This is a genomic window from Duganella sp. GW821-FHT07G03 (assembly GCF_059418605.1).
In genome coordinates this window covers 55157-77729 of sequence record NZ_JBWKQE010000004.1, presented here as the reverse complement: position 1 = coordinate 77729, position 22573 = coordinate 55157, and the positions used below count along the sequence as shown (strand labels likewise).

The window sequence follows — 22573 nt, the reverse complement described above, 5'->3', positions numbered from 1 at the left end:
CTCATTCCTTATTGCGGTGATAGAACGACACGCCCACTCTTTCGATATGGGCCAGTAGCTCCGGGTTGTCGATCCGATCGCGGATCGACAAATCTATTTTGTAGGGCAGCAGCAGATCGTCCAGTTGATTCTCTATCTTGAGCAGCAGCGGCATGTTCAGGCCCGCTCCGGTCAAGCACAGATCAATGTCCGAGCCGCGCTTGAAATTGCCTTTGGCGCGTGAGCCATACAGAATTGCCTGTTCGACTTCGGGGTGTGCAGAAAAAACAGCACCCATGTTGTGCACAACACTGGCCTTCAACCCAAACACGAGCGGTTCCAGTTCAATCGACATCGGCGAGCTCCGTCATTTTCCGTTCGAACTCTGTGAACAGCACGAAGTAATGCTTCAATATCAGGCCGGCGATCTCGTCGGCGGTTTCCTTGTTATAGGTATGTGCCGATTGGTTGCGGCTTTTAATCATCTCCATCCAGGTTTCGCCGTCGCTGAGCAAGTTGTATTGAAACGCCTCACGCGTCGCGTCGCGGGAGCCGCTGATGTTGCTGTTGCCCTGATAGTGAAAATAATCCTTCATAACGTTCCACGCGAGTTCGTGAGTGAACTCAAACGCCTTGATCAGCCCCTGCTGCTCAAGCTCGTTCAAATTGCCGTGGTCTATGAATTTTTTCAGCTGCGCCAACGCGCGCCGGTAATTCGACAGGCGTTGCAGCCAGCGGATGTCCTGCTCGCTCATGATTTGCCCCGCACGCTACGTTATAGCGGGTATTTTACCGCAGCGGCGTTGGAGAGGTCAGTTGCGGGGGAAGGCTACCGTGACTTTCAATCCCTGGCCGCTGCCGGCGTCGTCCAGCGTGATGCTGGCGCCGTGCAGGGTGGCGATGTCGCGCACGATGGCCAGGCCCAGGCCGGCGCCGCCGGGATTGCGCTCCAGCGTCGCGGCGGCGCGGTAGAAGGGCGCGAACACCCGTTCGCGCTCGGCGGCGGCGATGCCGTGGCCGCTGTCCTCCACCTCCAGCACCACGCCGCCCGTGCCGGTGCCTGGCCGCACCCGCAGCGTCACCGTGCCGCCCTGCGGCGTGTAGCGCAAGGCGTTGTCCACCAGGTTGGCGATCATCTCGTGCAGCAGCAGGGCCTGGCCCTGGACCACGCATTCGCTGTCCGCCTCCAGCGCCAGGTCGATCTGCTTGGCCACCGCCGCCATCGCCATCTCCAGCCCGACCTGGCGCGCGATGTCGCGCAGCGAGGCGGGCTCCGACTGGGCCGCCGCGCCGTCGGCGTCGCCGCCGTGTTCGATGCGCGCCAACGTCAGCAGGCGGTTGGCCAGGTTGACCGTCGAATCGGTGGTGGCGGCGATGCTGTGGACGATCTCGCGCAGCGCCGCCCGCGTGGCCTGCGGATCGACGCCGGGACGGTCGCATTCGCGCAGCGCCAGTTCGGCCTGGGTTTTCAATACGGTCAGCGGTGTGCGCAACTGGTGCGAGGCGTCGGCGATGAAGCGGCGCTGGCTGCTGATCAGGATCTGCAGGCGCGAGCGCGAGCTGTTCATCGCCGCCACCAGCGGCCGGACTTCCTTGTGCACCAGCGTCGGATCGACATCGGACGAATCATTGAGGCTGCGCGTCTCCACCGCGATCTTCAGGCGCATCAGCGGTTGCAGCACCAGCCGCACCGCGAACCACACCAGCAGCGCCACCGCCAGCAGCAGCAAGGCTTGCCAGGCCAGCGTGTCGAACAGGATCTGGTTGGACAGGCCGCGCCGCGCCTCCAGCGTTTCGCCAACCTGGATCAGGGCGATGCCGCGCATCGAATCGTCGTACACCGGTTGCAGCAGCGCGGCGATGCGTACCGGCTGGCCGTTGTAGTTGGCATGATAGAAGCGCACCAGCGCCGGATAGGCCTCCGAGCGCGGAACGTTGGCCGGCACCGGCGGCAGATCGGCGTAGCCGGACACGGTCTCGCCGGTGATGCCGGTGACCTTGTAGTAGATGCGGCCCAGCGTATCGGTCTCGAAGCTGTCCAGCGCCACGTAGGGCACGTCCGCCACCACCTTACCGTCGACGATGGAGACGCGTTCCGCCAGCGCGCGCGTGGAGGCCAGCAGCGATCGGTCGTAGGCCACGTCGGCCGCGTCCAGCGCGTTGTGGTAGACCGACAGGGTGTTCAGCGCCACCAGCACCAGCAAGGGGCCGAGCAGCCAGCGCAGCAACTGGCCGCGCAGGCTGCCCAGCGGGGGGGCGCCCGGACCGAAGCGGCGCACCAGCTGGTCCAGCAGCGGCAGGCGGCGGCCCATTCCGGTCAAGGTTAGCCGCCCTTGGCGCCGCCGGCCGGCGCAGGGACGGGAGCGGTGGCGGGGCGGGGTTGCAGCAGGTAGCCGATGCCGCGCAGCGTAGTGATGACGGCGGCATCGGGCGCGGCGATGTCGAGCTTCTTGCGCACGCGGTGGATATACAGCTCGATCGCATCGAGGTTGGCATCGTCGGCCAGCGCGAACACTTCATCGAACAGCTTCTCCTTGGAGACGGCGCGTCCGGAGCGGGTGATCAGCGTTTCCAGCACCGCGTGTTCGCGCGGGGTCAGCGCCAGCGGGGCGCCGGCGTAGCTGAACATGCGGGTGACGGTGTCGAAACTGAGCGCGCCGCAGCTATGCACCAGCGCCTCGTTGCCGACGCTGCGCCGCAGCAGCGCCTTCACGCGCGCTTCCAGTTCGGCCAGTTCGAAGGGCTTGGCCAGGTAATCGTCGGCACCCAGGTTCAGGCCCTGCACGCGGTCTTCCAGGCCGCCGCGCGCGGTCAGTATCAGCACCGGAGTCTGGCCGCGCGGTCCGCCGCGCGCGCGCAGGCGCTTGAGCACTTCCAGCCCGTCCATGCGCGGCAAGGTCAGGTCGAGGATCAGCAGCGCGTAGTCCTGGGTGTGCAGCAGGGCGTCGGCGTCGGCGCCGTTGTCGGCACATTCCACCGTCAGGTTGGCGTCGCGCAGGGCTTTGGACAGCCAATGTGATAACTCGGTGTGGTCTTCAACTAACAGAATACGCATAAATTCTTGCCAACCATATGAAATAAGTTCAGTGTAAGGCCAGAATCATGGTCTCCGCCGCCCCAAAAGGGAAGCCCTTACCTGATTTGTGGTGCATGGACGACAGGTATCCATGCCGCGCTGTGGCAATGAGCGCAATGAAAGGCAATTGAAAGGAAGTGACTCCTATAGTGACAGCCTGATTGTAAAAATCAGGCGCCACAAATAACTATATCCTCTGGAGACCTACATGAAAAAATCCTCGTTGACCCTCGCTATCATGGCACTCGCGGCAGCCGCTGGCGGCGCCGCTCACGCCCAATCGAACGTGCAGGTCTACGGTTTGCTGGACGTTGGCGTTGAAACCGCCAACAACAAGTCGGCCACTGGCGGCAGCCAGACCAGCGTTATCTCGGGCGGCATGAACACTTCGCGTTGGGGCCTGCGTGGCACGGAAGACCTGGGCGGCGGACTGAAAGCCATCTTCAATCTCGAAGGCGGCATCCTGATGGACACCGGCGCACAGGACGGTGTTCTGTTCAAGCGCCAGGCCACCGTCGGCCTGGAAGGCGCTTTCGGCCGCGTGGTACTGGGCCGTTCGTTCAGCACCGTGTACGACACCGTGATCGCCTACGATCCGATGGGCTTCGCCCCGTACTACTCGTGGGCGACCTCGGGTCCGGCCACCGGCCCTAGCAAATACGGCTTCACCACCGCCTACGACAACATCATCAAGTACGCCGGCTCCACCGGCGACTTCAAGTTCGGCGCCAACTATGCCGCCGGCGAGCAGACCACCGGTGCGCAGGACAGCGCCAAATACGGCTTCACCGGCGCCTACAAACTCGGTGCCGTGAACATGATGGCCACCTGGGAACGCAACAACGGCAACACCGTCCCAGCCACCGGCGCGCGCGACAAAAACACCGTCTGGCACCTGGGTGTGAACTACGAAGACGGCCCGGTCAAGCTGTGGGGCGTGGTCCGCGACTACAAGCTGGTCGCCGGCAAGGCGCTCACCGCCGACGTCGACGCCACCACCACCTGGGCCGGCATCGCCTACAAGACCAACGACGTGACCACGCTGACCGGCGCGATCTACCACGTCAACGTCAAGAATGTCGCCGCCGGCAAGGACGCCGATCCAACCATGTACGTGGCGCGCTATCGCTACGCACTGTCCAAGCGCACCGACCTGCATGTGTCGGCTGCCTACGTCAAGGCCAAGAACGGCCAGCTGACCGGCCTGTCGCGCGACGATGCCGCTTTCGGCACCAGCCAGCACGGCCTGACCGTCGGCATGCAGCACCGCTTCTAAGCCAAGGATGGACCGCGGCATTTTGTGAAAAATGCCGCGGTCTGAAAGCGCTTTGAAAGCTTCACCGTTCTAAGATACCTACCAAGATGACTAAAGTTTTGCTGGCTTTGATTGCCGCGCTCTCACTGTGCGCGGCAGCGCAAGCTGCAAGCCTGGAGTGCATCGTGCCGTCCAAGCCGGGCGGCGCGATGGACCTCACTTGCAAGTTGGCGCAAAAGGGTTTGCAGGGCTTGAGCGGCGCGCCGAAGCCGCCGCCGTCGGATATGCACATCAGCTATCTGCCGGGCGGGATCGGCGCGGTGGCCTGGCATTCGCTGGTGTCGCAGCGGCGCGCGGAACCGAACACGCTGGTGGCTTTTTCGGGCGGCTCGCTGCTCAATCTGGCGCAGGGCAAGTTCGGCAAGGCCAAGTCTTCCGATGTGCGCTGGGTGGCGGCGCTGGGCGCCGACTACGGCATGATCGCGGTGCGCGCCGATTCGCCCTACAAGACGCTGGGCCAGCTGGTGGCGGCGCTGAAGGATCATCCTGGGAAGGTGCTGATCGGCGTCTCCGGCACCATCGGCAGCCAGGACTGGCTGAAGATGGCGCTGGTGGTCAAGACCGCCGGCGTCGATCCGAAGGTGCTGCGTTTCGTGGCGCTGGAGGGCGGCGGCGAAGCCTTCGCCGCCATGCACGCCAACCTGGTGCAGGCGGTATCGGGCGACGCCAGCGAAGCGACGCTGTATGCGGCCGGCGGCAATACCAGGGTGCTGGCGATTTTGGCCGAGCACCGGCTGCCGGGCGTGTTGGCCAATGTGCCAACGGCGCGCGAGCAGGGCATCGACGTGGTGTGGCCGATCATCCGCGGCGTCTGGATGGGGCCACAGGTGTCGGACGCGGATTACCAGCACTGGGTCGCCAATTTCGACCGTGTGCTGGCCAGTCCGCAGTTCGCGCAAATGCGCGCGGCGTCGGGTCTGTTCCCGTTTGGGTTGACCGGCGATGCGTTGACAGCATACGTAAAAAAGGCCGTAGACGATTACGGCAGGCGCGCCGCCGAACTCGGTCTGGTGCGCTGATGACCACTACATATAAAACGACGGAGACAAACATGATGTTGAAAACCACTTTGGCCGCTGCCTGCGCCACCCTGTTCGCCAGCGCTGCTTTCGCGCAGGTGCCGGCCGGCTATCCCGCCGACTACCAGAAGATCATCGACGGCGCCAAGAAAGAGGGCAAGCTGGTGATCTACGGCGCCACCGACAGCAAGGCCACCCAGCCGCTGATCAAGGATTTCAACGCGCTCTACCCAGGCATCACCGTCGAATACAACGACATGAATTCCACCGAGGTGTACAACCGCTTCATCTCCGAAGTGGCGGCCGGCGGCAACACCGCCGACGCCATGTGGTCGTCCGCGATGGACCTGCAAATGCGCCTGGCCTCCGACGGCTACGCGCTCAAATACAAATCGGTTGAAGCGTCCAAGATCCCCGGCTGGGCGGTCTGGGACGACCAGGCCTACGGCACCACGTTCGAGCCGGCCGCCATCGTCTACAACAAGCGCCTGGTGGACGCCAAGGAAGTGCCGCAGACGCACGCCGAATTCGCCAAGCTGATCACGCAGCCCAAGTTCAAGGACAAGGTCACCACCTACGACATCGAGAAATCCGGCGTCGGCTTCATGTTCATGACCCAGGACGCGCGCGAGAATCCGAAGTTCCTGGAACTGGAAAACGCCTTCGGCGAAGCCAAGGTGCGGGTGCAGTCGTCCACCGGCACCATGATGGAGCGTATCTCGTCGGGCGAGAACCTGATCGGCTACAACGTGCTGGGCTCCTACGCGCTGGTGCGCGCCAAGGCCGATCCGTCGATCGGCGTGGTGCTGCCGAAGGATTACACGCTGATCCTGTCGCGCGTCCTGTTCATCAACAAGGCCGCCAAGAACGTCAACGCCGCCAAGCTGTGGCTGGACTATATGCTGTCGCACCGCGGCCAGGTCGTCATCGCCAACGACTCCAAGCTGTTCGCGATCCGCGCCGACGTCACCGGCGAGACCACCTCGGCGGACCTGATCAAGACGATCGGCAAGGACAACGTCAAGCCGGTGCCGGTCCATCCTATCGTGCTGCAGTTCCTGGGGCCGGCCAAGCGCATGGCTTTCCTCAAGCAGTGGAAAGAAACCGCAGGCAAGAAGTAAATACTGACAGGCCAGCCTGCACGCCGCGCGCATTCGCCGCGCCGCGTGCCGGCCGCAACATCCCATCCGCCTCATCGGAATCACTATGCAAACTCTCACTCTCCCTGGCTCCGGCCGGCGCAGCATCAACTGGGCGCGCGGCGTCGTGGTGACGCTGGCGGCCATCGCCATCTTCCTGCCGCTGCTGCTGATCTTTTACCAGAGCTTTTTGAACGCGCCATTCTTCATGCCCGTCAAGGAGCTGGGCCTGGACGCCTACCGCTTCATCTTCGACGATCCCGACTTCACGGTGGCGTTCCGCAACGCCTTCCTGCTGGCCGCCGGCCTGACCGCCATCGCCGTGCCGCTGGGCGGCATGCTGGCCTTCCTGATGATACGCACCGACCTGCCGGGCCGCGGCTTCATCGCGCCGATGCTGCTGGTGCCGATCTTCGTCTCGCCGATGGTGATGGGCTTCGGCTACGTGGTGTCGATGGGACCCGTGGGCTTCTACTCGCTGTGGGCCAAGGACATCCTCGGCTTCATCCCGTGGAATATCTACTCCTTCACCAGCATCGTGGTGATCGCCGGCCTGACGCACGTGCCGCACGTCTACCTGTACGCGTCGTCGGCGCTGAAAAGCCTGGGTTCCGACGTCGAGGAAGCGGCCCGCGTGGCCGGCGCCTCGCCGCTGCAGGTGATGTTCAACGTCTCGCTGCCGATGATTACGCCGGCGCTGGCCTATGCCGCCGTGCTGGTGTTCTTCCTCGGCTTCGAGGTGTTCGGCCTGGTGCTGGTGCTGGGCGATCCGGAAGGTCACCTGGTGCTGGCGACCTATCTGTACAAGCTGACCAACAAACTGGGTACGCCGTCCTACCACCTGATGGCCGCCGTCGCCGTCTGCCTGGTGATGGTGACGATGCCGCTGGTGATGATACAGCGCTGGCTGCTCAAGTCGGCCAACAAGTTCGTCTCGATCAAGGGCAAGGGCGCGCGCTCGAAGTCCATGCCGCTCGGTAAATGGAAATGGCTGGCCTTCGCGCTGATCTTCGCCTGGCTGATGTTCACCATCATCATGCCGATGTCGGGCATCGTGCTGCGCTCCTTCGTGCAGTACTGGGGCGAGGGCGTCAACCTGCGCGACGTGCTGACGTTGCAGCACTTCCGCGAGATCATGGAACAGCCGGCGCTGATGCGCGGCATCCTCAACACCATCCTGATCGGCGTGATCGGCGGCGCCTTCGCGGTGATCTGCTACTGCGCCATCGCGCTGGCCATGCACCGCAAGCCGGACGGCGTCACCCGCTTCCTCGACTACAGCGTGCTGGTGCCGCGCGCCATTCCTGGCCTGCTGGCCGGCCTGTCCTTCCTGTGGGTGTTCCTGTTCGTGCCGAGCTGGCTCGATGGCATGTTGAAGGGGATGGACAACGGCGCGGCGCTGTGGCTGAGCGAGAACGCGATACCGCTGCTGCGCTCCGTGCGCTCGACCATCTTCGCCCTGTGGCTGGCGTATTCGGTGGTGTGGCTGGCCTACGGCATGCGTTTGATTTCCACCGCGCTGCTGCAAGTAGGCCCGGAACTGGAAGAGGCGGCGCGCGCGGTCGGCGCATCGCGCGGCCAGGTGACGCGCGACGTCACCATCCCGCTGGTCAAATACGGCCTGCTGGGCGCGTGGCTGATGGTGTTCCTGATCTTCGAGCGCGAGTACTCGACCGGCGTGTACCTGCTGTCGCCGGGCACCGAGGTGATCGGCGCGATGCTGGTGTCGCTGTGGGCCACCGGCTCCACCGACCTGGTGGCGGCGCTATCGTTCATCAATATTTCGCTGGTGGCCATCGGCCTGGGCGTGGCCCTGCGCTTCGGCGTGAAGTTACACAACTAAGTGCACAATTAAGTCAAAATAAAATGAAACGAGACCTCATCATGAATGAACTGACCGTCAACGACCTGCACCTGGACTACGGCACCGGCGCCCACGCCAACCAGATTCTGAAGGGCGTGTCCATGCACCTGCAAAAGGGCGAAGTGGTGGCGTTGCTGGGCCCTTCGGGCAGCGGCAAGACCACCTTGCTGCGCGCGGTGGCCGGGCTGGAAAGCCCGAAGCAGGGCACCATCGCCATCGGCGACCGCAATGTGTTCGACGGCGCGAAGAACTTTGAAATGGCGGCCGAACACCGCAACCTGGGCCTGGTGTTCCAGTCCTACGCGCTGTGGCCGCACAAGACCGTGTTCGACAACGTCGCCTACGGCCTCAAACTGCGCAAGATGGGCAGCAGCGAGATCAAGGACAAGGTCAGCGACGTGTTGAAGAACCTGGGCCTGGGCCATCTGGCCGAGCGCTTCCCGCACCAGCTGTCGGGCGGCCAGCAGCAACGCGTGGCGATCGCGCGCGCGCTGGTGTACAACCCGCCGGTGATCTTGCTGGACGAGCCGCTGTCCAACCTGGATGCCAAGCTGCGCGAAGAAGCGCGCGCCTTCCTGCGCGAGTTGATCGTGCGACTGGGCCTGTCGGCGCTGATGGTCACGCACGACCAGGCCGAGGCGATGGCGATCTCGGACCGCATCCTCTTGCTCAACAACGGCAAGATCGAGCAGCAAGGCTCGCCGCAAAGCATGTACGAAACGCCGGACACCCTGTTCACCGCCGAATTCATGGGCAGTAACAACCGCCTGCCGGCCAAGGTGGTGCAGCGCGACGGCGCCCGGGTGATGCTCGATATCGGCGGCAAGCCGTTGCAGGGCACCGCGCGCGGCGCCGGCGGCGGCGAACCGTCGACCATCATCCGCGTGGAGGAAGTGAAGGTCAGCGCGACGCCGGTGGAAAACGCCATCGAACTGCCGCTGCTGACCTGCATGTACCTGGGCGACCGCTTCGAGTGCCTGTTCAAGAGCGAGAGCGGACCGGAAATGAGCTTGCGCGCCTATTCCAAGTACAAGCTGGAAGCGGGCAAGTACTGGCTGCAGCTGCCGGCCGATAAACTCTGGGTGTTCTGACCCCGTCTCTGTCCCGGACCGCCGTTCTGGCGCGTCCGGGGTATACTTCGCTTTCGCGTCCTCTCGCGAAACATGCCCGCTACACTCCTGAAACAATCCGCCGTCTTGCCGCACTCGCTTTGCTCCGCCCAAAAACGTGAACTTTGGAGAGTTTAGCCCCGTGAACTGCACAGAAGCCGGGATTAAATGATAAATTAGTTGCTATAAGGCCATTTTTTTGAATTGAGCGCAAGAACTGTCGCTTATAATTTGAAAAGTACGTCGGCTGGCATTTCTGCGGCATGTGGGCATGAGGTCGTACCTTTTTTTCCTCTCTAAGCTCTGGATGACCAAATAACATGCGTACGAACGGTGTCAGTTTTTCTATTTCGCGCCACGCCGAATGGGCGCCGGGACTCGCTGCGCCCGAGGCCTGGGAGCAGTGGGCGCAGGCGCCGTTTGCGATCCTGGCCGGTGCGGAGCCGGGCGTCAAGGCGATGCCTGCGATGCTGCGCCGCCGCGCCGGGTTTCTCGGCAAGATGGCGCTGGAAGTCGCTTACCAATGCCTCGACGGCCGCAGCGATATCCCCACGGTCTTTTGCTCGCGTCACGGCGAGGTCGCGCGCGCCTTGGATTTGTTGAGCGACCTGGCGCGCGGCGAGCCCTTGTCGCCGACCGCGTTCAGCATGTCGGTGCATAACGCCACCGCCGGGCTGCTGAGCATTGCCCGCAGCGACCGCGCCAATCAACTGGCGCTGGCCGCCGGCGCGGCCACCATCGAACACGCCGTCATCGAGGCCTGCGGCCTGATGGCGGACGGCGCGCCGCAGGTGCTGCTGGTGGCCTGCGAAAGTCCTCTGCCGGAGCTGTTTGCGTCGTTCCAGGATTGCGACGAACAGCCGCATGCCTGGGCGTGGCTGCTGACGCCTGCGGCGGACGACGCGATTTCATTGAGCTGGAGCGCGAGCGCCGAGCCGGCGACGACCGGCATGCCGCCCGGCCTGGAGGTGGCGCGGTTCCAGCTGCGCGGGGCGCGGCGGCTGGATCGTTTCGATGGGCGCCTGCGCTGGCGCTGGAGCCGCGATGCGTGACCGCTTGCCGGCCATGCTGTCGCGGTACTGGCGCGTGTTCGCCACAGGCTTGAGTTTTCTGGTGTTCGGTATCAGCGGACTGCTGTTGCGGGTGCTGGTGTTCCCGGCACTGAACCTGGTCGTGCGGCAGCCGGAAGAACGCGTGAGCGCGGCCCGCACGCTGATACGGTGGGCGTTACGCGGCTATGTGGATTTGATGCGCGCGCTGGGCGTGCTGCGCTACGAAATCCGCGGCGTCGAGAAGCTGGACCGGGGCGGCCTGCTGATACTGGCCAACCATCCGACGCTGATCGATACGGTGTTCCTGATGGCTTTCGTGAAGAACGCCGATTGCATCGTCAAGGGCGCGTTGTGGAACAACCCGTTTCTGCGCGGGCCGTTGCGCGCGGCGGCTTACGTCAGCAACGAGGGCGGGCCGGAGCTGGTGGGCGATTGCATCGCCTCTCTGCGCCGCGGCAATAACCTGATCGTGTTCCCGGAAGGGACGCGCACGCCGGGCAGTGGCGTGATCAACATGAAGCGCGGCGCGGCCAACATCGCGGTGCGTGGCGCGCGCGACATGACGCCGGTGTTGATCCGCTGCGAACCGGCCACGCTGGCCAAGGGCGACAAGTGGTGGCGCGTGCCGCCGCGTCGTGTATTGATCAGCATCGACGTCCAGGATGACCTGGCGGTCGCAGCGTTTACAGAGGACGGCGCCAGCGACGTGATGGCGGCGCGCCATTTGACTGAATTTTTACAGAATTATTTTACCGGGAAGTGCCAAAGCCATGCTTGAACTGGAAGTCAAAGAATTGATCATCGATGTGCTGCAATTGGAGGACATCACCCCTGCCGATATCGATAGTGCGGCGCCGCTGTTCGTCGAAGGCCTGGGCCTGGACTCGATCGACGCGCTGGAGCTGGGCGTGGCCCTGCAGAAGAAGTACGGCATTTCGCTGTCTGCCGATTCGGAGGACACCCGCCGCCATTTCGCCTCGGTCCAGGCGCTGGCGGCGATGATCGATAGCCATAGAAAGAAATAAGGGAGCAGGTCATGATAGCTTTGAACGACATGAGCAAAGACCAGTTGCAGATCCTGGTGATCGATCTGCTGGCCGAGATGTTTGAACTCGACAAGGCCGACCTGAACGCCGGCTCGAAGCTCTACGCCGACCTCGATATCGACAGCATCGACGCGGTCGACCTGGCGGTCAAGCTCAAGCAGCTGACCGGCAAGCGCCTGCAGCCGGAGGTGTTCAAGACCATCCGCACCATCGGCGACGTGGTCGACGCGCTGGCCGGCATGACGGAGCAGGCGGCATAAGCGCGATGCCGATGACAGTCTTGACGGCGGCGCTGACGCTGCTGTATCCGTTGGCGATCTGGTTCGGCCATGGACGGGTGGAGCCGCGCTGGTTGGCCGGCCTGTTGCTGCTGGCCGTGGCCACGCGCCTGCCGGCGTTGAAGCTGAGCGGCGTGGCGCGCTGGTCGGCGGCGGCGGCGCTGGTGCTGGTGGCCTGCGCGGTCTGGAGCAATTTGCTGTTGCCGTTGAAGTTGTATCCGGTGCTGGTCAATGCGGCGTTGCTGGCGGGCTTCGGTTACAGCCTGGCGACGCCGATGTCGGCGGTTGAACGCATGGCGCGCCTGCGCGGCGAGGACTTCCCGCCGGTGGCGCAAGCCTATATGCGCAAGGTGACGCAGGTGTGGTGCGGGTTTTTCGTCATCAACGGCATGATCGCCTTCGCCACCGCAGTGTGGATGTCGGAGGCCGCGTGGTCGTTGTACACCGGCGTGATCTCCTATGGGCTGATGGCATTGCTGTTCGGCGCGGAGTATCTGGTGCGCCTGCGTTTCAAGCGGTTGCACCATGTCTGAGCGGATCGAAAACCTGTACGCCGCCATCACGGCGCGGCCCGCCGACGGTGTGGCCGGCTGGCGCGCCGGCGCGGCTGTCAGCAATGCGCGCCTGCTGGCGCGCGTGCGTGCATGGCATGCGCTGCTGCGCGGCCAGCCGGGCAGCGACTTCGCCCTGTACCTGGACGATAGCCTGGAATTCGGCGCCGCCTTGCTGGGCGCCTGGCATGCCGGCAAGACCATCTGGCTGAGCGCCGATACGCTGGAGGCCAGTTGCGCCGCCTTGCGCGCTTCGGTGGATGGCTTCCTCGGCCAGTTCCCGGCGGCGCTGCGGCCGCTGCAGCCGGCGGAATCGGACGACGTCTCCGACGCCGCGCAGATGGGCGGCGCCTTGCCGGTCGACTTGCCGGCGCTGGTGGTGTTCACCTCCGGCAGCACCGGCGCGGCGCAAGCCATCCCTAAAAAACTGTCGCAGCTGGCGAACGAAGTCGAAACGCTCGAGGTGCTGTTCGGCGCCGCCGCCGGCGACGCCGCCGTGTTGGCGACCGTCTCGCACCAGCATATCTACGGCCTGCTGTTCAAGGTCCTGTGGCCGCTCAGTGCCGGCCGCGCAATCCACGCGCTGAGCATCAGCTATCCGGAAGAACTGGTGGCCGGCATCGCCGCCGGTCCGTGCGTGCTGGTGGCCAGCCCGGCCCACCTGAAGCGCTTGCCGGAGCATCTGGACTGGCGCGGTGTGGCGCGCATGGTGCGGGCGGTGTTCTCGTCCGGAGGTCCGTTGGCGGCGGAGACGGCGCTGGCCGCCGGCGGCCTATTAGGCAAGGTGCCGGTGGAAGTCTACGGCAGCTCGGAGACGGGCGGCGTCGCCTGGCGCCAGCGCAGCGGCATCAGCGACGACGCCTGGCAGCCTTTCCCGACCGTCGCATGGCGCCTTGGCGCGGCGGACGACACGCTGGAAGTGCGCTCGCCGCATCTGGCCGACGACAACTGGCTGGCGCTGGCCGACCGCGCCGCGCGCGTCGGCCAGCAGCGCTTCCTGCTGCTGGGCCGCAGCGACCGCATCGTCAAGATTGAAGAAAAACGCATCTCGCTGAGCGCGATGGAAGCGGCGCTGCTGGCCAGCGGCATGGCTGCCGACGTGCGCGTCTTGCTGTGCGAACCGAGTGCCGGTGAACGCGAGCGGCTGGCGGCGTTCATCGTGCCGACGCCGGCGGGGCGTGCGTTGCTGGATGCCGAAGGCAAGCCCGCGTTCAATACCCGCCTGCGCGCCGTGCTGGCGACGGTGGTGGACGCGGTCGCGCTGCCGCGCCGCTGGCGCTACCTGGAGCAGATGCCGCTCAACGCCCAGGGCAAGACCACGCAAGCCGCCTTGCTGGCGCTGCTGGGGGGCGACGGCGATGACGGCGCGGCCGGCCGTCGTCCGCGCTTGCCGCAGTTGCGCGAGCTGGAACGCGAACTGGATCGCGAACCGCAGCGCATGCTGCTGGAAGTGAGCGCGCCCGCCAACCTGCTGTATTTCGACGGCCACTTCGATGCGGCCCCCGTGCTGCCGGGCGTGGTGCTGGTCGACTGGGCGATCCATTACGGCCGCCAGTATTTCACGCTGCCACCGCGGTTCAAGGCCATCAACGCGCTCAAGTTCCAGCAGGTGATCCAGCCGGAGATCCCGGTGCAGCTGGAACTGTTGCACGAGGTGGCCAAGGGCTGTCTGCAATTTCGCTATGTGTCCGAGGCGGGGCAGCACGCCAGCGGTCGCGTCATGCTGGGAGATTCTGATGTCTGATTTTAAACCCTGCATCGTGGTGCCGGTCTATGACCACGAACACGCGATCGGCACAGTGGTGGCCGGGCTGTTGCGCCACGGCGCGCCGTGCATCCTGGTCGACGACGGCAGCAGCGCCGCCTGCGCCACGGTGCTCGATGGGCTGGTGCGGCAGTATGCTGGCCAGGTTACGCTGGTGCGGCTGGCGCAGAACCAGGGCAAGGGCGTCGCTGTGCTGAGCGGCTTCCGCCGCGCGGCGGAGCTGGGCTACACCCACGTGCTGCAAATCGACGCCGACGGCCAGCACGAAACCGCCGACGTGCCGAAGTTCCTGGCGCAGGCCGCCGCCCGCCCGGACGCCATCATCGCCGGCCATCCGGTCTACGACGAATCGGTACCGAAGGTGCGCCTGTATGGCCGCTACGCCACCCACATCTGGGTGTGGATCAATACGCTGTCGTTCGACATCAAGGATTCGATGTGCGGCTTCCGCGTCTATCCGGTGGCGCCGGTCAACGCGCTGGCGGCGCGCTGCCCGATCGGCGCGCGCATGAACTTCGACACCGACATCCTGGTGCGGCTGTTCTGGGATGGCCTGCAGGTGGTGAACCTGCCGACCCGCGTCTGCTATCCGGCGGACGGCGTGTCGCACTTCCGCATGTGGAGCGACAACGTGCGTATCACGTGGATGCACACCAAACTGTTCTTCGGCATGCTGCCGCGTATTCCCCGCCTGCTGGCGCGCAAAAGGCAGGTCCGATGAGCGCGCGTAGTGTGCATTGGGCCTCCATCAACGAGATCAGTTTCGTGGCGGGCATGCAGCTGCTGTTCTGGATCTGCCGCGTGTTCGGCCGCTGGCCGTTTCGCGTGGTGCTGTATCCGGTGCTGGGCTGGTATGTGCTGACCAAGTCGCGGCCGCGCCGCGCCTCGCAGGCGTATTTGCGCCGCATGGCCGACTACACGTCCACCCCGGCGCCGGGCGTGCTGCGCCACTTCGCAGCGTTCGGCGAGAGCATCCTCGACAAGATGCTGCTGTGGGCCGGCCTGTTCAAGCTCGATACGGTCGACCTGCACGGCAGCGAACTGGTGGTCGACGCGATGGCGGCGGGGCGGGGCGGCCTGCTGATCTGCTCCCACCTGGGCAACCTGGAGCTGTGCCGCGTGCTGTCGCGCCAGCGCCGCGACCTCAAGCTGACGGTGCTGGTGCACACTAAGCACGCGCAGGCTTTCAACGCCATGCTGGCCCGCCTCAACCCGGACAGCCAGCTCAATTTGTTGCAGGTGACCGAGATGTCGCCGGCCACCGCCATCCTGTTGTCCGAGCGCGTGGCGCGCGGCGAGTTCGTGGTCATCGCCGGCGACCGCGTGCCGGTGTCGCACAATCCGCGCGTGGCGCTGGCCGATTTCATGGGCGCGCCGGCGCCGTTCCCGGTCGGCCCTTATGTGCTGGCCAATATCCTGCAATGCCCGGTGTACCTGCTGTTCTCGCTCCGCCATGGACGCCGCTCGGCGCTGTATTTCGAAGCCTTCCGCGACGTCGTGCGCATTCCGCGCCAGGGCCGGGACGCCACCTTCCAGCAATTGGCCGGCGATTATGCGCGGCGGCTGGAGCATCACTGCCTGCGCGCGCCCCTGCAGTGGTTTAACTTTTACGATTTCTGGCACCTACCCCAATTGGAACGACCCGATGCACCTCGCTGACATAGCCGAACTCAATTCCACGCCGCGTACCGTGCGCTTCGACCAGAACCGCCTGACGATCGAAGACATCGTCGACATCGCGCAGGGCCGTGCGGTTGCCGCGCTGTCCGACGATCCGGCCTTTCGCGCCGCCATCGCACGCGGCGCCGACTTCCTCGACCGCCTGCTGCGCGAGGACGGCACCGTCTACGGCGTCACCACCGGCTACGGCGATTCCTGCACCGTGGTGGTGCCGCCGGAACTGATCGCCGAACTGCCGCACCACCTGTACACCTACCACGGCGTCGGCCTGGGCGAGTACTTCACGCCGGCGCAGACGCGGGCCATCCTGGCGTCGCGCCTGGCGTCGCTGAGCAAGGGCTATTCCGGCGTCAGCGTCGAACTGCTGCTGCAGATCACGCGCCTGCTCGACGCCGGCCTGCTGCCGCTGATTCCATCCGAAGGCTCGGTCGGCGCCAGCGGCGACCTGACGCCGCTGTCCTACCTGGCGGCGGTGCTGTGCGGCGAGCGCGAAGTCTGGCGCGACGGCGCGCAGGTGCCGGCCGCGCAGGCCTTGCGGGAAGCCGGCATCACGCCGCTGCGCCTGCGCCCGAAGGAAGGCCTGGCGATCATGAATGGCACCGCCGTCATGACCGCGCTGGCCTGCATGGCCTACGACCGCGCCGCATACCTGGTCCAGCTGAGCACCCGCATCACGGCGATGGCCTCGTTCGCGATGGACGGCAACGCCCACCACTTCGACGAGGTGCTGTTCTCGGTCAAGCCGCACGGCGGTATGCAGCAGGTGGCGGCGTGGCTGCGCAGCGACCTGCCGACCGACCAGTGGGAACGCAACGGCAAGCGCCTGCAGGACCGCTACTCGATCCGCTGCGCGCCGCACGTGATCGGCGTGCTGGCCGACGCCATGCCGTTCTTCCGCTCGTCGATCGAGAACGAACTCAATAGCGCCAACGACAATCCGCTGATCGACGCTGAAAACGAGCGCGTGCTGCACGGCGGCCATTTCTACGGCGGCCACATCGCCTTCGCGATGGACGGCATGAAGAACGCGGTCGCCAACCTGGCCGACCTGCTGGACCGCCAGATGGCGCTGCTGGTCGATAGCCGCTACAACCACGGCCTGCCGGCCAATCTGTCCGGCGCCACCGGCGCGCGCGCACCGATCAACCACGGCCTGAAGGCCTTGCAGATCAGCGCATCGGCGTGGACGGCGGAAGCGCTCAAACTGACCATGCCGGCGTCGGTGTTCTCGCGTTCGACCGAGTGCCACAACCAGGACAAGGTCAGCATGGGCACCATCGCCGCGCGCGACTGCCTGCGCGTGCTGGAACTGACGGAGCAGGTCGTGGCCGCGCTGCTGATCACCGTGCGCCAGGGCGTGTGGCTGCGTTGCCAGGTCAACCCGGAACTGCAACCGCAGGCCGCGCTGGCGGCGATGCAGGAAGCGCTGGGCGCCGACATCAAGCCGGTCGAGGAAGACCGCCGTCTGGAGCCGGACCTGCGCCTGCTGCTGGAACGCATCCGCGCCAAGGCATGGGATCTGTATGCGCCGCACTAACAAGGAAAGCCGCTGGTTCGCGGAAGTCGAGATGCAGGTGCAGTTCTTCGACCTCGATCCGATGGAGATCGTCTGGCACGGCCGCTACGTCAAGTACCTGGAAGTGGTGCGTTGCGCGCTGCTCGACAAGATAGGCTACAACTACCCGCAGATGAAGGCGTCCGGCTACGCGTGGCCGGTGATCGACATGCAGCTGCGCTACGTCGGCTCGGCCACCTTCGGCCAGACGCTCAAGCTGCGCGCCGACATCGTCGAATGGGAAAACCGCCTGAAGATCGACTACCTGATCACCGACGCCGCCACCGGCAAGCGCTTGAACCGCGCCAGCACCACCATGGTCGCCGTCGATCTCGCCACGAAGGAGATGTGCTTCGTGTCGCCTCCCGTGCTGTTTGAAAAATTGGGGATAGAACCTACATGAAACTGACGATGAAATCGATACTGCTGGCGGTCGCTCTGGCAGTTCTGGGCCAGGCCCACGCCGCCGCGCCGGTCGCGAAGATCCAGGCCATGCTGGCCAAGCCGCCGGTCATGTGTGGCCGCTTCGACCAGAGCAAGCAGCTGGCCGGCATGAAGAAACCGCTGGCCTCCAACGGCCGCTTTTGCGTGGTCGCCGGCAAAGGCGTGTTGTGGCACACCTTGCAGCCTTTTCCCAGCACGCTGCGGCTGACGCGCGACGAAATCGTCAACTACCAGGGCGACCGTGTTGCGATGCGCCTGGACGCCAAGACCGAGCCGACCGTCCGCATGATCAACAACGTGCTGTTCTCGCTGCTGTCCGGCGACCTGGGGCAGCTGGAAACGCTGTTCGAGGTGGACGGCACGGTTGACGCCAGCAACTGGAACGTCGTGCTCAAGCCGCGCCAGGCGGGGCTGGAGAAGGCGATCGGCATTATCAAACTCGATGGCGGCGCCTACGTGAAGACCATCGTCATGGGCGACGTCGCCGGCGACCGCACCACCATCGTGTTCTCTGCGATCCAGGCCGGCGACGCCGCGATGACCAAGGAAGAGGCGGCGCTGTTTTGAACCGTACGCGCCAACTTGCGCTGCTGTGGGCCTTTGCGGTCTGCCTGCTGCTGGGGCATAACGCCTATCTGTGGCTGGTGCAGCGCATCGTGCCGGACACCGACATCATGGCGCTGCTGCCGGTGCAGGAGCGCGATCCCCTGTTGCAGCAGTCGTTCAGCCATATGGTCGATGCGGCGCAGCAGCGGGTGGTGGTGCTGGTCGGCGCGGCCGACTGGGAGGACGCCAGGCGCGCCGCCGACGCCTACAGCGCCGTGCTGGCCGCCCACAAGGACATCTTCGCAGCGACGCCGATCAACGAGCAAACCCAGAACGACTGGCTGTCGCTGTTCCAGCGCCATCGCCTGACGTTGATGACGACGCAGCAGGAAGCACAGCTGCGCACGCAGCCGCCGCAGTTCTGGCTCGAAGCGGCGCTGGGCAAACTGTATAGCCCATTCGGCGGCCCGAACCTGGGTACCTGGCAGGACGATCCGTTCGGCCTGTTCGCCGGCTGGCTGCAGGAGCGCGCACAGGAAACCCCGGTGCGTCCGCGCGACGGCCACCTGTTCGTCGCCGACGCGCAGCGCCAGTACGTGCTGCTGCCGTTGACATTGAAGGTGCCGGCGTTGTCGATGACGGCGCAGGAAACCGTGCTGCCCTTGCTGAAGCAGGCCCGCGACGCCGCCCGCAAGGCGGCGCCGCAAGTGGAGCTGATACAGGCCGGCGTGATCCTGCACGCGGCCAACGCCAGCGCCCAGGCCAGCGGCGAGGTGTCCACCATCGGCATCGGCTCGCTGCTGGGCATCGTGCTGCTGATGTGGTTTGCCTTCCATTCGTTCAAGCCGATTTCGCTGATCCTACTGTCGATCGGCATTGGCTGCCTCGGTGCGCTGTCGGTGTGCTGGCTGCTGTTCGGCCGCGTGCACCTGATGACATTGGTGTTCGGCGCAAGCCTGATCGGCGTGGCGCAGGACTACGGCATCTACTTCCTGTGCAACCGTCTCGCGGCCGACGAAAAACTGACGTCGCCGGCGTTGTTGAAACGCCTGCTGCCGGGCCTGGGCCTGACCTTGCTGGCGGCGGTGATCGGCTACATGGGACTGGCGCTGACGCCGTTCCCCGGCCTGCGCCAGATGGCGGTGTTCTCCGCGCTCGGCCTGGTGTTCGCCTGGCTGACGGTGGCGTGCTGGTTCCCGGCGCTGGTCGGCAGCCGCACGCTGAAGAGCGGGGCGCTGGTGCGCGTCTATGGTGCGGCCCTGTCACGCTGGCCGCTGCTACGCATGAACCGCGCCACCTTGCTGGTTGCCGTGGCGTTCGTGCTGGCGGCGGGCTATGGCGTCAGCCGCCTGGGTGCCAACGACGACATCCGCCTGCTGCAAAATCCGTCCAAGCACCTGATCGCCGACCAGCTCAAATTGAGCAAGCTGCTGGACGCGCCAACGCCGGTGCAGTACTTCCTGGTGCGCGGCGACTCCGTTGAGACGGTGCTGCAACGCGAGGAGGCGCTGAAGGCGCGGCTGGACCCGATGGTGGCGGCGCGGCGCATCTCCGGCTATCAGGCGATGTCGAACTGGGTGCCGTCCGCGCGCACGCAGGCCGCGCGTCGCCAGCTGATCGAAGAGAAGCTGCTGGCGGCGAATGGTCCGCTGCACGCGATCGCCGCGCAAACCGGCGAGGACTCGCGATGGGTCGTCGCCACCGCCGCCGGCCTGCGCACCGCCGCCGCGCCGCTGACGCTGGACGATTTCCTGAAGACGCCGGCCAGCGAGCCGTGGCGCCATCTGTGGCTGGGCGACGTCAAAGGCGCCTACGCCAGCATCGTCGCCTTGCGCGGCCTGTCCGGCGCCGCCGTGCCGCAGGTGCAACTGGCCGCCGATGGCTTGCAGGGCGTGCAGTGGGTCGACAAGGTGGCGGAGATTTCATCGGTGCTGGGCCGTTATCGCCAGTATATGAGCTGGGTGGTGCTGGGCGCCTACGTGGTGGTGTTTGCGCTGCTGTTCCCGCGCTACCGGCGCCGGACCTGGCGCGTGCTGGCGCCGACCGCGTTGGCCAGCATCGCCACGCTGGCCTTGCTCGGCTTCGCGTCGCAGAATCTCCAGCTGTTCCACGTGCTGGCGCTGATGCTGCTGCTGGGCGTCGGCGTCGACTACGGCATCTTCATGCAGGAGCATCCCGACCGGCGCGACCGCACGCCGTGGCTGGCGGTCGGCATGTCGGCCGCGAATACGATTTTGTCCTTCGGTTTGCTGGGACTGAGTTCCACTCCGGCGTTGCAGGCGTTTGGCCTGACGATGCTGCTGGGGACCGCGCTGGTCTGGTTGATCGTCCCTTGTTTTGGCTCTACTAACGAAAGCAAACATGACTGACGCATTGAGCATCGAAGCCGTAGAAATCCTGATCGTCGGCGCCGGCCCCGCGGGTTCCGTGGCCGCCGCGCTGCTGCGCCAGCAGGGGCGCCAGGTGCTGGTGCTCGAACGCGAGCAGTTCCCGCGCTTTTCCATCGGCGAGAGCCTGCTGCCGCAAAGTATGGCCTACCTGGAGCAGGCGGGCATGTTGCAGGCCGTGGTCGAAGCGGGCTTCCAGTTCAAGAACGGCGCGGCGTTCATGCGCAACGGCTGCTATACCGATTTCGATTTCCGCGACAAGCATTCGGCTGGATGGGGCACCACCTACCAGGTGCAGCGCGCCGATTTCGATCATGTGCTGGCCAAGGAAGCGGAGCGTTTCGGCGCCGAGGTGCGCTATCGCCACGAAGTGCTGAATATTGAACTGGGCACGGGCGGCGCTCCCGCGCTGGTCACGGTCAAGGGGGCGGACGGCGTGCAGTATCAGGTGAAGGCCGGTTTCATTCTGGACGCCAGCGGTTTCGGCCGCGTCCTGCCACGCTTGCTGGATCTGGAAACGCCATCCAATTTCCCGGTGCGCGGCGCGATCTTCACGCACGTTGAAGACGGCTTCCGTGGTGGCGATTTTGACCGCACCAAGATCCGCGTGACCGTGCATCCCGAGCATTGCAATGTATGGTTCTGGACCATTCCGTTCGCAGGCGGCCGCTGCTCGCTGGGCGTGGTGGCGGAGACCAGTTTCCTCGACCGCTACCAGGGCAGCGCCACCGAGCGCCTGCAAGCCATCGTGGCGGAAGAGCCGTCGCTGTCGGCGCTGCTGGCAAACGCCAAGTGGGATACGCCGGCGCGCCAGATCGTCGGCTACTCGGCCAACGTCGACAAGCTGTGGGGCGAGGGCTATGCCTTGCTGGGCAATGCCGGCGAGTTCCTCGATCCGGTGTTCTCGTCGGGCGTGACCATCGCCTTCAAGTCGGCCAGCCTTGCCGCGGCAGTGCTGGAACGCCAGTTCGCCGGCGAACAGGTGGACTGGCAGGCCGACTACGGCGCGCCGTTGCGCAAGGGCGTCGATACGTTTCGCGCCTTTGTCGAGTCGTGGTATGCCGGCGGCTTCCAGACCATCATCTTCCATGAGAAGCAGCAGCCGGAAGTGCGGCGCATGATTTCGGCGATCCTGGCCGGTTACGCCTGGGACCAGAGCAATCCCTTCGTCAAGGAGACGCCGCGTCGCTTGGCGGCATTGGAGGCCTTGTGCGCGCAAGGTTGATGCGCCGCTGCGCGCCGTTGCTGGCGGCGCTGCTGTTGGCCGCCTGCGCCACGACGCCGCCGCCGCAGGCCCGCCTGGGGTTGAAACTGGCGCCGGCGGCGCTGGGCACATCGATCAGCGTGCAGCAGCACTTGAAGGTGGAGCGCAACGGCCGCACCGATGATCTCGACGTCGCGCTGCAAGTGGAGCCGGACGCGATCGACGTCGTCGGCCTGGCGTTCAGCCAGCGCGTGCTGACCATGCACTACGACGGCAAGGAGCTGACCTCGTGGCGGCACGTGATGCTGCCGGCGCAGGTGCGCGCCGAGGACGTGCTGGAGGACATGCAGCTGACCCTGTGGCCGGCCGAGGCGATCGCCGCCGCGCTGCCGCCGGGCTGGCGCATCGCCGAGCAGGGGGCGCACCGCACCCTGTTCCTGGACGATCAACCGATCATGCAGATTTCCTACAGTGGCACGCCGCGTTGGAGCGGCACCGTGGTGCTGGACAATTTACGATATCGCTATAAGCTGACGATACAGTTTGCGGCCCCTACCGACTGAG

At 65.3% G+C, this 22573-nt stretch carries 23 protein-coding genes; 19 read left to right on the top strand and 4 right to left on the bottom strand.

Annotation, left to right across the window (positions count from 1 at the left end; translation table 11 throughout):
• Position 1: 1 nt before the first annotated feature.
• Genes AC07OK_RS07555 through AC07OK_RS07540 form a run of 4 tightly spaced genes read right to left on the bottom strand, consistent with a single transcriptional unit; the run spans position 2 to position 3034 of the window.
• A complete protein-coding gene (locus AC07OK_RS07555) occupies positions 2–334 on the bottom strand; it encodes a nucleotidyltransferase domain-containing protein (protein WP_494689733.1) in 333 nt (110 codons plus the stop codon).
• Positions 324–734: a nucleotidyltransferase substrate binding protein gene (locus AC07OK_RS07550; protein ID WP_494689732.1), complete on the bottom strand. Its 411-nt coding sequence runs from the start codon at positions 732–734 to the stop codon at positions 324–326. Before AC07OK_RS07550 ends, AC07OK_RS07555 begins: the two co-directional genes overlap by 11 nt.
• 57 nt (positions 735–791) lie before the next feature.
• On the bottom strand, positions 792–2291 hold the full coding sequence (locus AC07OK_RS07545; RefSeq protein ID WP_494689922.1) for a sensor histidine kinase: 1500 nt from the start codon (positions 2289–2291) through the stop codon (positions 792–794).
• Between the two features lie 11 nt (positions 2292–2302).
• On the bottom strand, positions 2303–3034 hold the full coding sequence (locus AC07OK_RS07540) for a response regulator (protein ID WP_494689731.1): 732 nt from the start codon (positions 3032–3034) through the stop codon (positions 2303–2305).
• Positions 3035–3263: 229 nt separating this feature from the next.
• Between AC07OK_RS07540 and AC07OK_RS07535 the strand changes: the two genes are divergently transcribed.
• From AC07OK_RS07535 to AC07OK_RS07445, 19 genes are all read left to right on the top strand, one after another.
• Positions 3264–4331, top strand: coding sequence for a porin (locus AC07OK_RS07535; RefSeq protein ID WP_494689730.1), 1068 nt, complete (start codon positions 3264–3266; stop codon positions 4329–4331).
• Between the two features lie 86 nt (positions 4332–4417).
• Positions 4418–5389 (top strand): Bug family tripartite tricarboxylate transporter substrate binding protein, encoded by a 972-nt coding sequence (locus AC07OK_RS07530; RefSeq protein WP_494689729.1) that lies wholly within the window; start codon positions 4418–4420, stop codon positions 5387–5389.
• 32 nt (positions 5390–5421) lie between these two features.
• Positions 5422–6510, top strand: coding sequence for an ABC transporter substrate-binding protein (locus tag AC07OK_RS07525; protein WP_494689728.1), 1089 nt, complete (start codon positions 5422–5424; stop codon positions 6508–6510).
• 85 nt (positions 6511–6595) lie between these two features.
• Entirely contained in the window at positions 6596–8371 is a 1776-nt protein-coding gene (locus tag AC07OK_RS07520; protein ID WP_494689727.1) for an ABC transporter permease, read from the top strand.
• A 41-nt stretch (positions 8372–8412) separates the two neighbouring features.
• Positions 8413–9483, top strand: a complete 1071-nt coding sequence (locus AC07OK_RS07515; RefSeq protein WP_332853722.1) for an ABC transporter ATP-binding protein — start codon at positions 8413–8415, stop codon at positions 9481–9483.
• A 338-nt stretch (positions 9484–9821) separates the two neighbouring features.
• A complete protein-coding gene (locus tag AC07OK_RS07510) occupies positions 9822–10553 on the top strand; it encodes a beta-ketoacyl synthase chain length factor (RefSeq protein ID WP_494689726.1) in 732 nt (243 codons plus the stop codon).
• Positions 10546–11331: a lysophospholipid acyltransferase family protein gene (locus AC07OK_RS07505; protein ID WP_494689725.1), complete on the top strand. Its 786-nt coding sequence runs from the start codon at positions 10546–10548 to the stop codon at positions 11329–11331. Before AC07OK_RS07510 ends, AC07OK_RS07505 begins: the two co-directional genes overlap by 8 nt.
• Positions 11324–11578: a phosphopantetheine-binding protein gene (locus tag AC07OK_RS07500; RefSeq protein ID WP_043481206.1), complete on the top strand. Its 255-nt coding sequence runs from the start codon at positions 11324–11326 to the stop codon at positions 11576–11578. The genes AC07OK_RS07505 and AC07OK_RS07500 overlap by 8 nt, the downstream gene beginning before the upstream one ends.
• An 11-nt stretch (positions 11579–11589) precedes the next feature.
• Positions 11590–11859 carry an acyl carrier protein gene (locus tag AC07OK_RS07495; RefSeq protein ID WP_494689724.1) on the top strand — a complete coding sequence of 90 codons (270 nt, stop codon included), beginning with the start codon at positions 11590–11592 and terminating at the stop codon, positions 11857–11859.
• A gap of 5 nt (positions 11860–11864) precedes the next feature.
• Positions 11865–12410 (top strand): COG4648 family protein, encoded by a 546-nt coding sequence (locus tag AC07OK_RS07490; protein WP_494689723.1) that lies wholly within the window; start codon positions 11865–11867, stop codon positions 12408–12410.
• Positions 12403–14172, top strand: coding sequence for an ApeI family dehydratase (locus AC07OK_RS07485; protein ID WP_494689722.1), 1770 nt, complete (start codon positions 12403–12405; stop codon positions 14170–14172). Before AC07OK_RS07490 ends, AC07OK_RS07485 begins: the two co-directional genes overlap by 8 nt.
• Positions 14165–14914 (top strand): glycosyltransferase family 2 protein, encoded by a 750-nt coding sequence (locus AC07OK_RS07480; protein ID WP_494689721.1) that lies wholly within the window; start codon positions 14165–14167, stop codon positions 14912–14914. Before AC07OK_RS07485 ends, AC07OK_RS07480 begins: the two co-directional genes overlap by 8 nt.
• Complete coding sequence (locus AC07OK_RS07475; RefSeq protein ID WP_494689720.1) at positions 14911–15852, top strand: lysophospholipid acyltransferase family protein; 942 nt, start codon at positions 14911–14913, stop codon at positions 15850–15852. Before AC07OK_RS07480 ends, AC07OK_RS07475 begins: the two co-directional genes overlap by 4 nt.
• On the top strand, positions 15839–17410 hold the full coding sequence (locus AC07OK_RS07470; protein ID WP_494689719.1) for an HAL/PAL/TAL family ammonia-lyase: 1572 nt from the start codon (positions 15839–15841) through the stop codon (positions 17408–17410). Before AC07OK_RS07475 ends, AC07OK_RS07470 begins: the two co-directional genes overlap by 14 nt.
• Entirely contained in the window at positions 17397–17831 is a 435-nt protein-coding gene (locus AC07OK_RS07465) for an acyl-CoA thioesterase (RefSeq protein ID WP_494689718.1), read from the top strand. The genes AC07OK_RS07470 and AC07OK_RS07465 overlap by 14 nt, the downstream gene beginning before the upstream one ends.
• 8 nt (positions 17832–17839) lie before the next feature.
• Positions 17840–18439 carry a LolA family protein gene (locus AC07OK_RS07460; RefSeq protein WP_494689717.1) on the top strand — a complete coding sequence of 200 codons (600 nt, stop codon included), beginning with the start codon at positions 17840–17842 and terminating at the stop codon, positions 18437–18439.
• Positions 18436–20787: an MMPL family transporter gene (locus AC07OK_RS07455; protein ID WP_494689716.1), complete on the top strand. Its 2352-nt coding sequence runs from the start codon at positions 18436–18438 to the stop codon at positions 20785–20787. Before AC07OK_RS07460 ends, AC07OK_RS07455 begins: the two co-directional genes overlap by 4 nt.
• On the top strand, positions 20780–22030 hold the full coding sequence (locus AC07OK_RS07450; RefSeq protein ID WP_494689715.1) for an NAD(P)/FAD-dependent oxidoreductase: 1251 nt from the start codon (positions 20780–20782) through the stop codon (positions 22028–22030). The genes AC07OK_RS07455 and AC07OK_RS07450 overlap by 8 nt, the downstream gene beginning before the upstream one ends.
• Complete coding sequence (locus tag AC07OK_RS07445) at positions 22030–22572, top strand: DUF3261 domain-containing protein (RefSeq protein ID WP_494689921.1); 543 nt, start codon at positions 22030–22032, stop codon at positions 22570–22572. Before AC07OK_RS07450 ends, AC07OK_RS07445 begins: the two co-directional genes overlap by 1 nt.
• Position 22573 lies beyond the last annotated feature (1 nt).

Coding starts and splice junctions, on each gene's coding strand:
- AC07OK_RS07555 (WP_494689733.1), bottom strand. CDS start 334: ATGTCGATTGAACTGGAACCGCTCGTGTTTGGGTTGAAGGCCAGTGTT.
- AC07OK_RS07550 (WP_494689732.1), bottom strand. CDS start 734: ATGAGCGAGCAGGACATCCGCTGGCTGCAACGCCTGTCGAATTACCGG.
- AC07OK_RS07545 (WP_494689922.1), bottom strand. CDS start 2,291: ATGGGCCGCCGCCTGCCGCTGCTGGACCAGCTGGTGCGCCGCTTCGGT.
- AC07OK_RS07540 (WP_494689731.1), bottom strand. CDS start 3,034: ATGCGTATTCTGTTAGTTGAAGACCACACCGAGTTATCACATTGGCTG.
- AC07OK_RS07535 (WP_494689730.1), top strand. CDS start 3,264: ATGAAAAAATCCTCGTTGACCCTCGCTATCATGGCACTCGCGGCAGCC.
- AC07OK_RS07530 (WP_494689729.1), top strand. CDS start 4,418: ATGACTAAAGTTTTGCTGGCTTTGATTGCCGCGCTCTCACTGTGCGCG.
- AC07OK_RS07525 (WP_494689728.1), top strand. CDS start 5,422: ATGATGTTGAAAACCACTTTGGCCGCTGCCTGCGCCACCCTGTTCGCC.
- AC07OK_RS07520 (WP_494689727.1), top strand. CDS start 6,596: ATGCAAACTCTCACTCTCCCTGGCTCCGGCCGGCGCAGCATCAACTGG.
- AC07OK_RS07515 (WP_332853722.1), top strand. CDS start 8,413: ATGAATGAACTGACCGTCAACGACCTGCACCTGGACTACGGCACCGGC.
- AC07OK_RS07510 (WP_494689726.1), top strand. CDS start 9,822: ATGCGTACGAACGGTGTCAGTTTTTCTATTTCGCGCCACGCCGAATGG.
- AC07OK_RS07505 (WP_494689725.1), top strand. CDS start 10,546: ATGCGTGACCGCTTGCCGGCCATGCTGTCGCGGTACTGGCGCGTGTTC.
- AC07OK_RS07500 (WP_043481206.1), top strand. CDS start 11,324: ATGCTTGAACTGGAAGTCAAAGAATTGATCATCGATGTGCTGCAATTG.
- AC07OK_RS07495 (WP_494689724.1), top strand. CDS start 11,590: ATGATAGCTTTGAACGACATGAGCAAAGACCAGTTGCAGATCCTGGTG.
- AC07OK_RS07490 (WP_494689723.1), top strand. CDS start 11,865: ATGCCGATGACAGTCTTGACGGCGGCGCTGACGCTGCTGTATCCGTTG.
- AC07OK_RS07485 (WP_494689722.1), top strand. CDS start 12,403: ATGTCTGAGCGGATCGAAAACCTGTACGCCGCCATCACGGCGCGGCCC.
- AC07OK_RS07480 (WP_494689721.1), top strand. CDS start 14,165: ATGTCTGATTTTAAACCCTGCATCGTGGTGCCGGTCTATGACCACGAA.
- AC07OK_RS07475 (WP_494689720.1), top strand. CDS start 14,911: ATGAGCGCGCGTAGTGTGCATTGGGCCTCCATCAACGAGATCAGTTTC.
- AC07OK_RS07470 (WP_494689719.1), top strand. CDS start 15,839: ATGCACCTCGCTGACATAGCCGAACTCAATTCCACGCCGCGTACCGTG.
- AC07OK_RS07465 (WP_494689718.1), top strand. CDS start 17,397: ATGCGCCGCACTAACAAGGAAAGCCGCTGGTTCGCGGAAGTCGAGATG.
- AC07OK_RS07460 (WP_494689717.1), top strand. CDS start 17,840: ATGAAATCGATACTGCTGGCGGTCGCTCTGGCAGTTCTGGGCCAGGCC.
- AC07OK_RS07450 (WP_494689715.1), top strand. CDS start 20,780: ATGACTGACGCATTGAGCATCGAAGCCGTAGAAATCCTGATCGTCGGC.
- AC07OK_RS07445 (WP_494689921.1), top strand. CDS start 22,030: ATGCGCCGCTGCGCGCCGTTGCTGGCGGCGCTGCTGTTGGCCGCCTGC.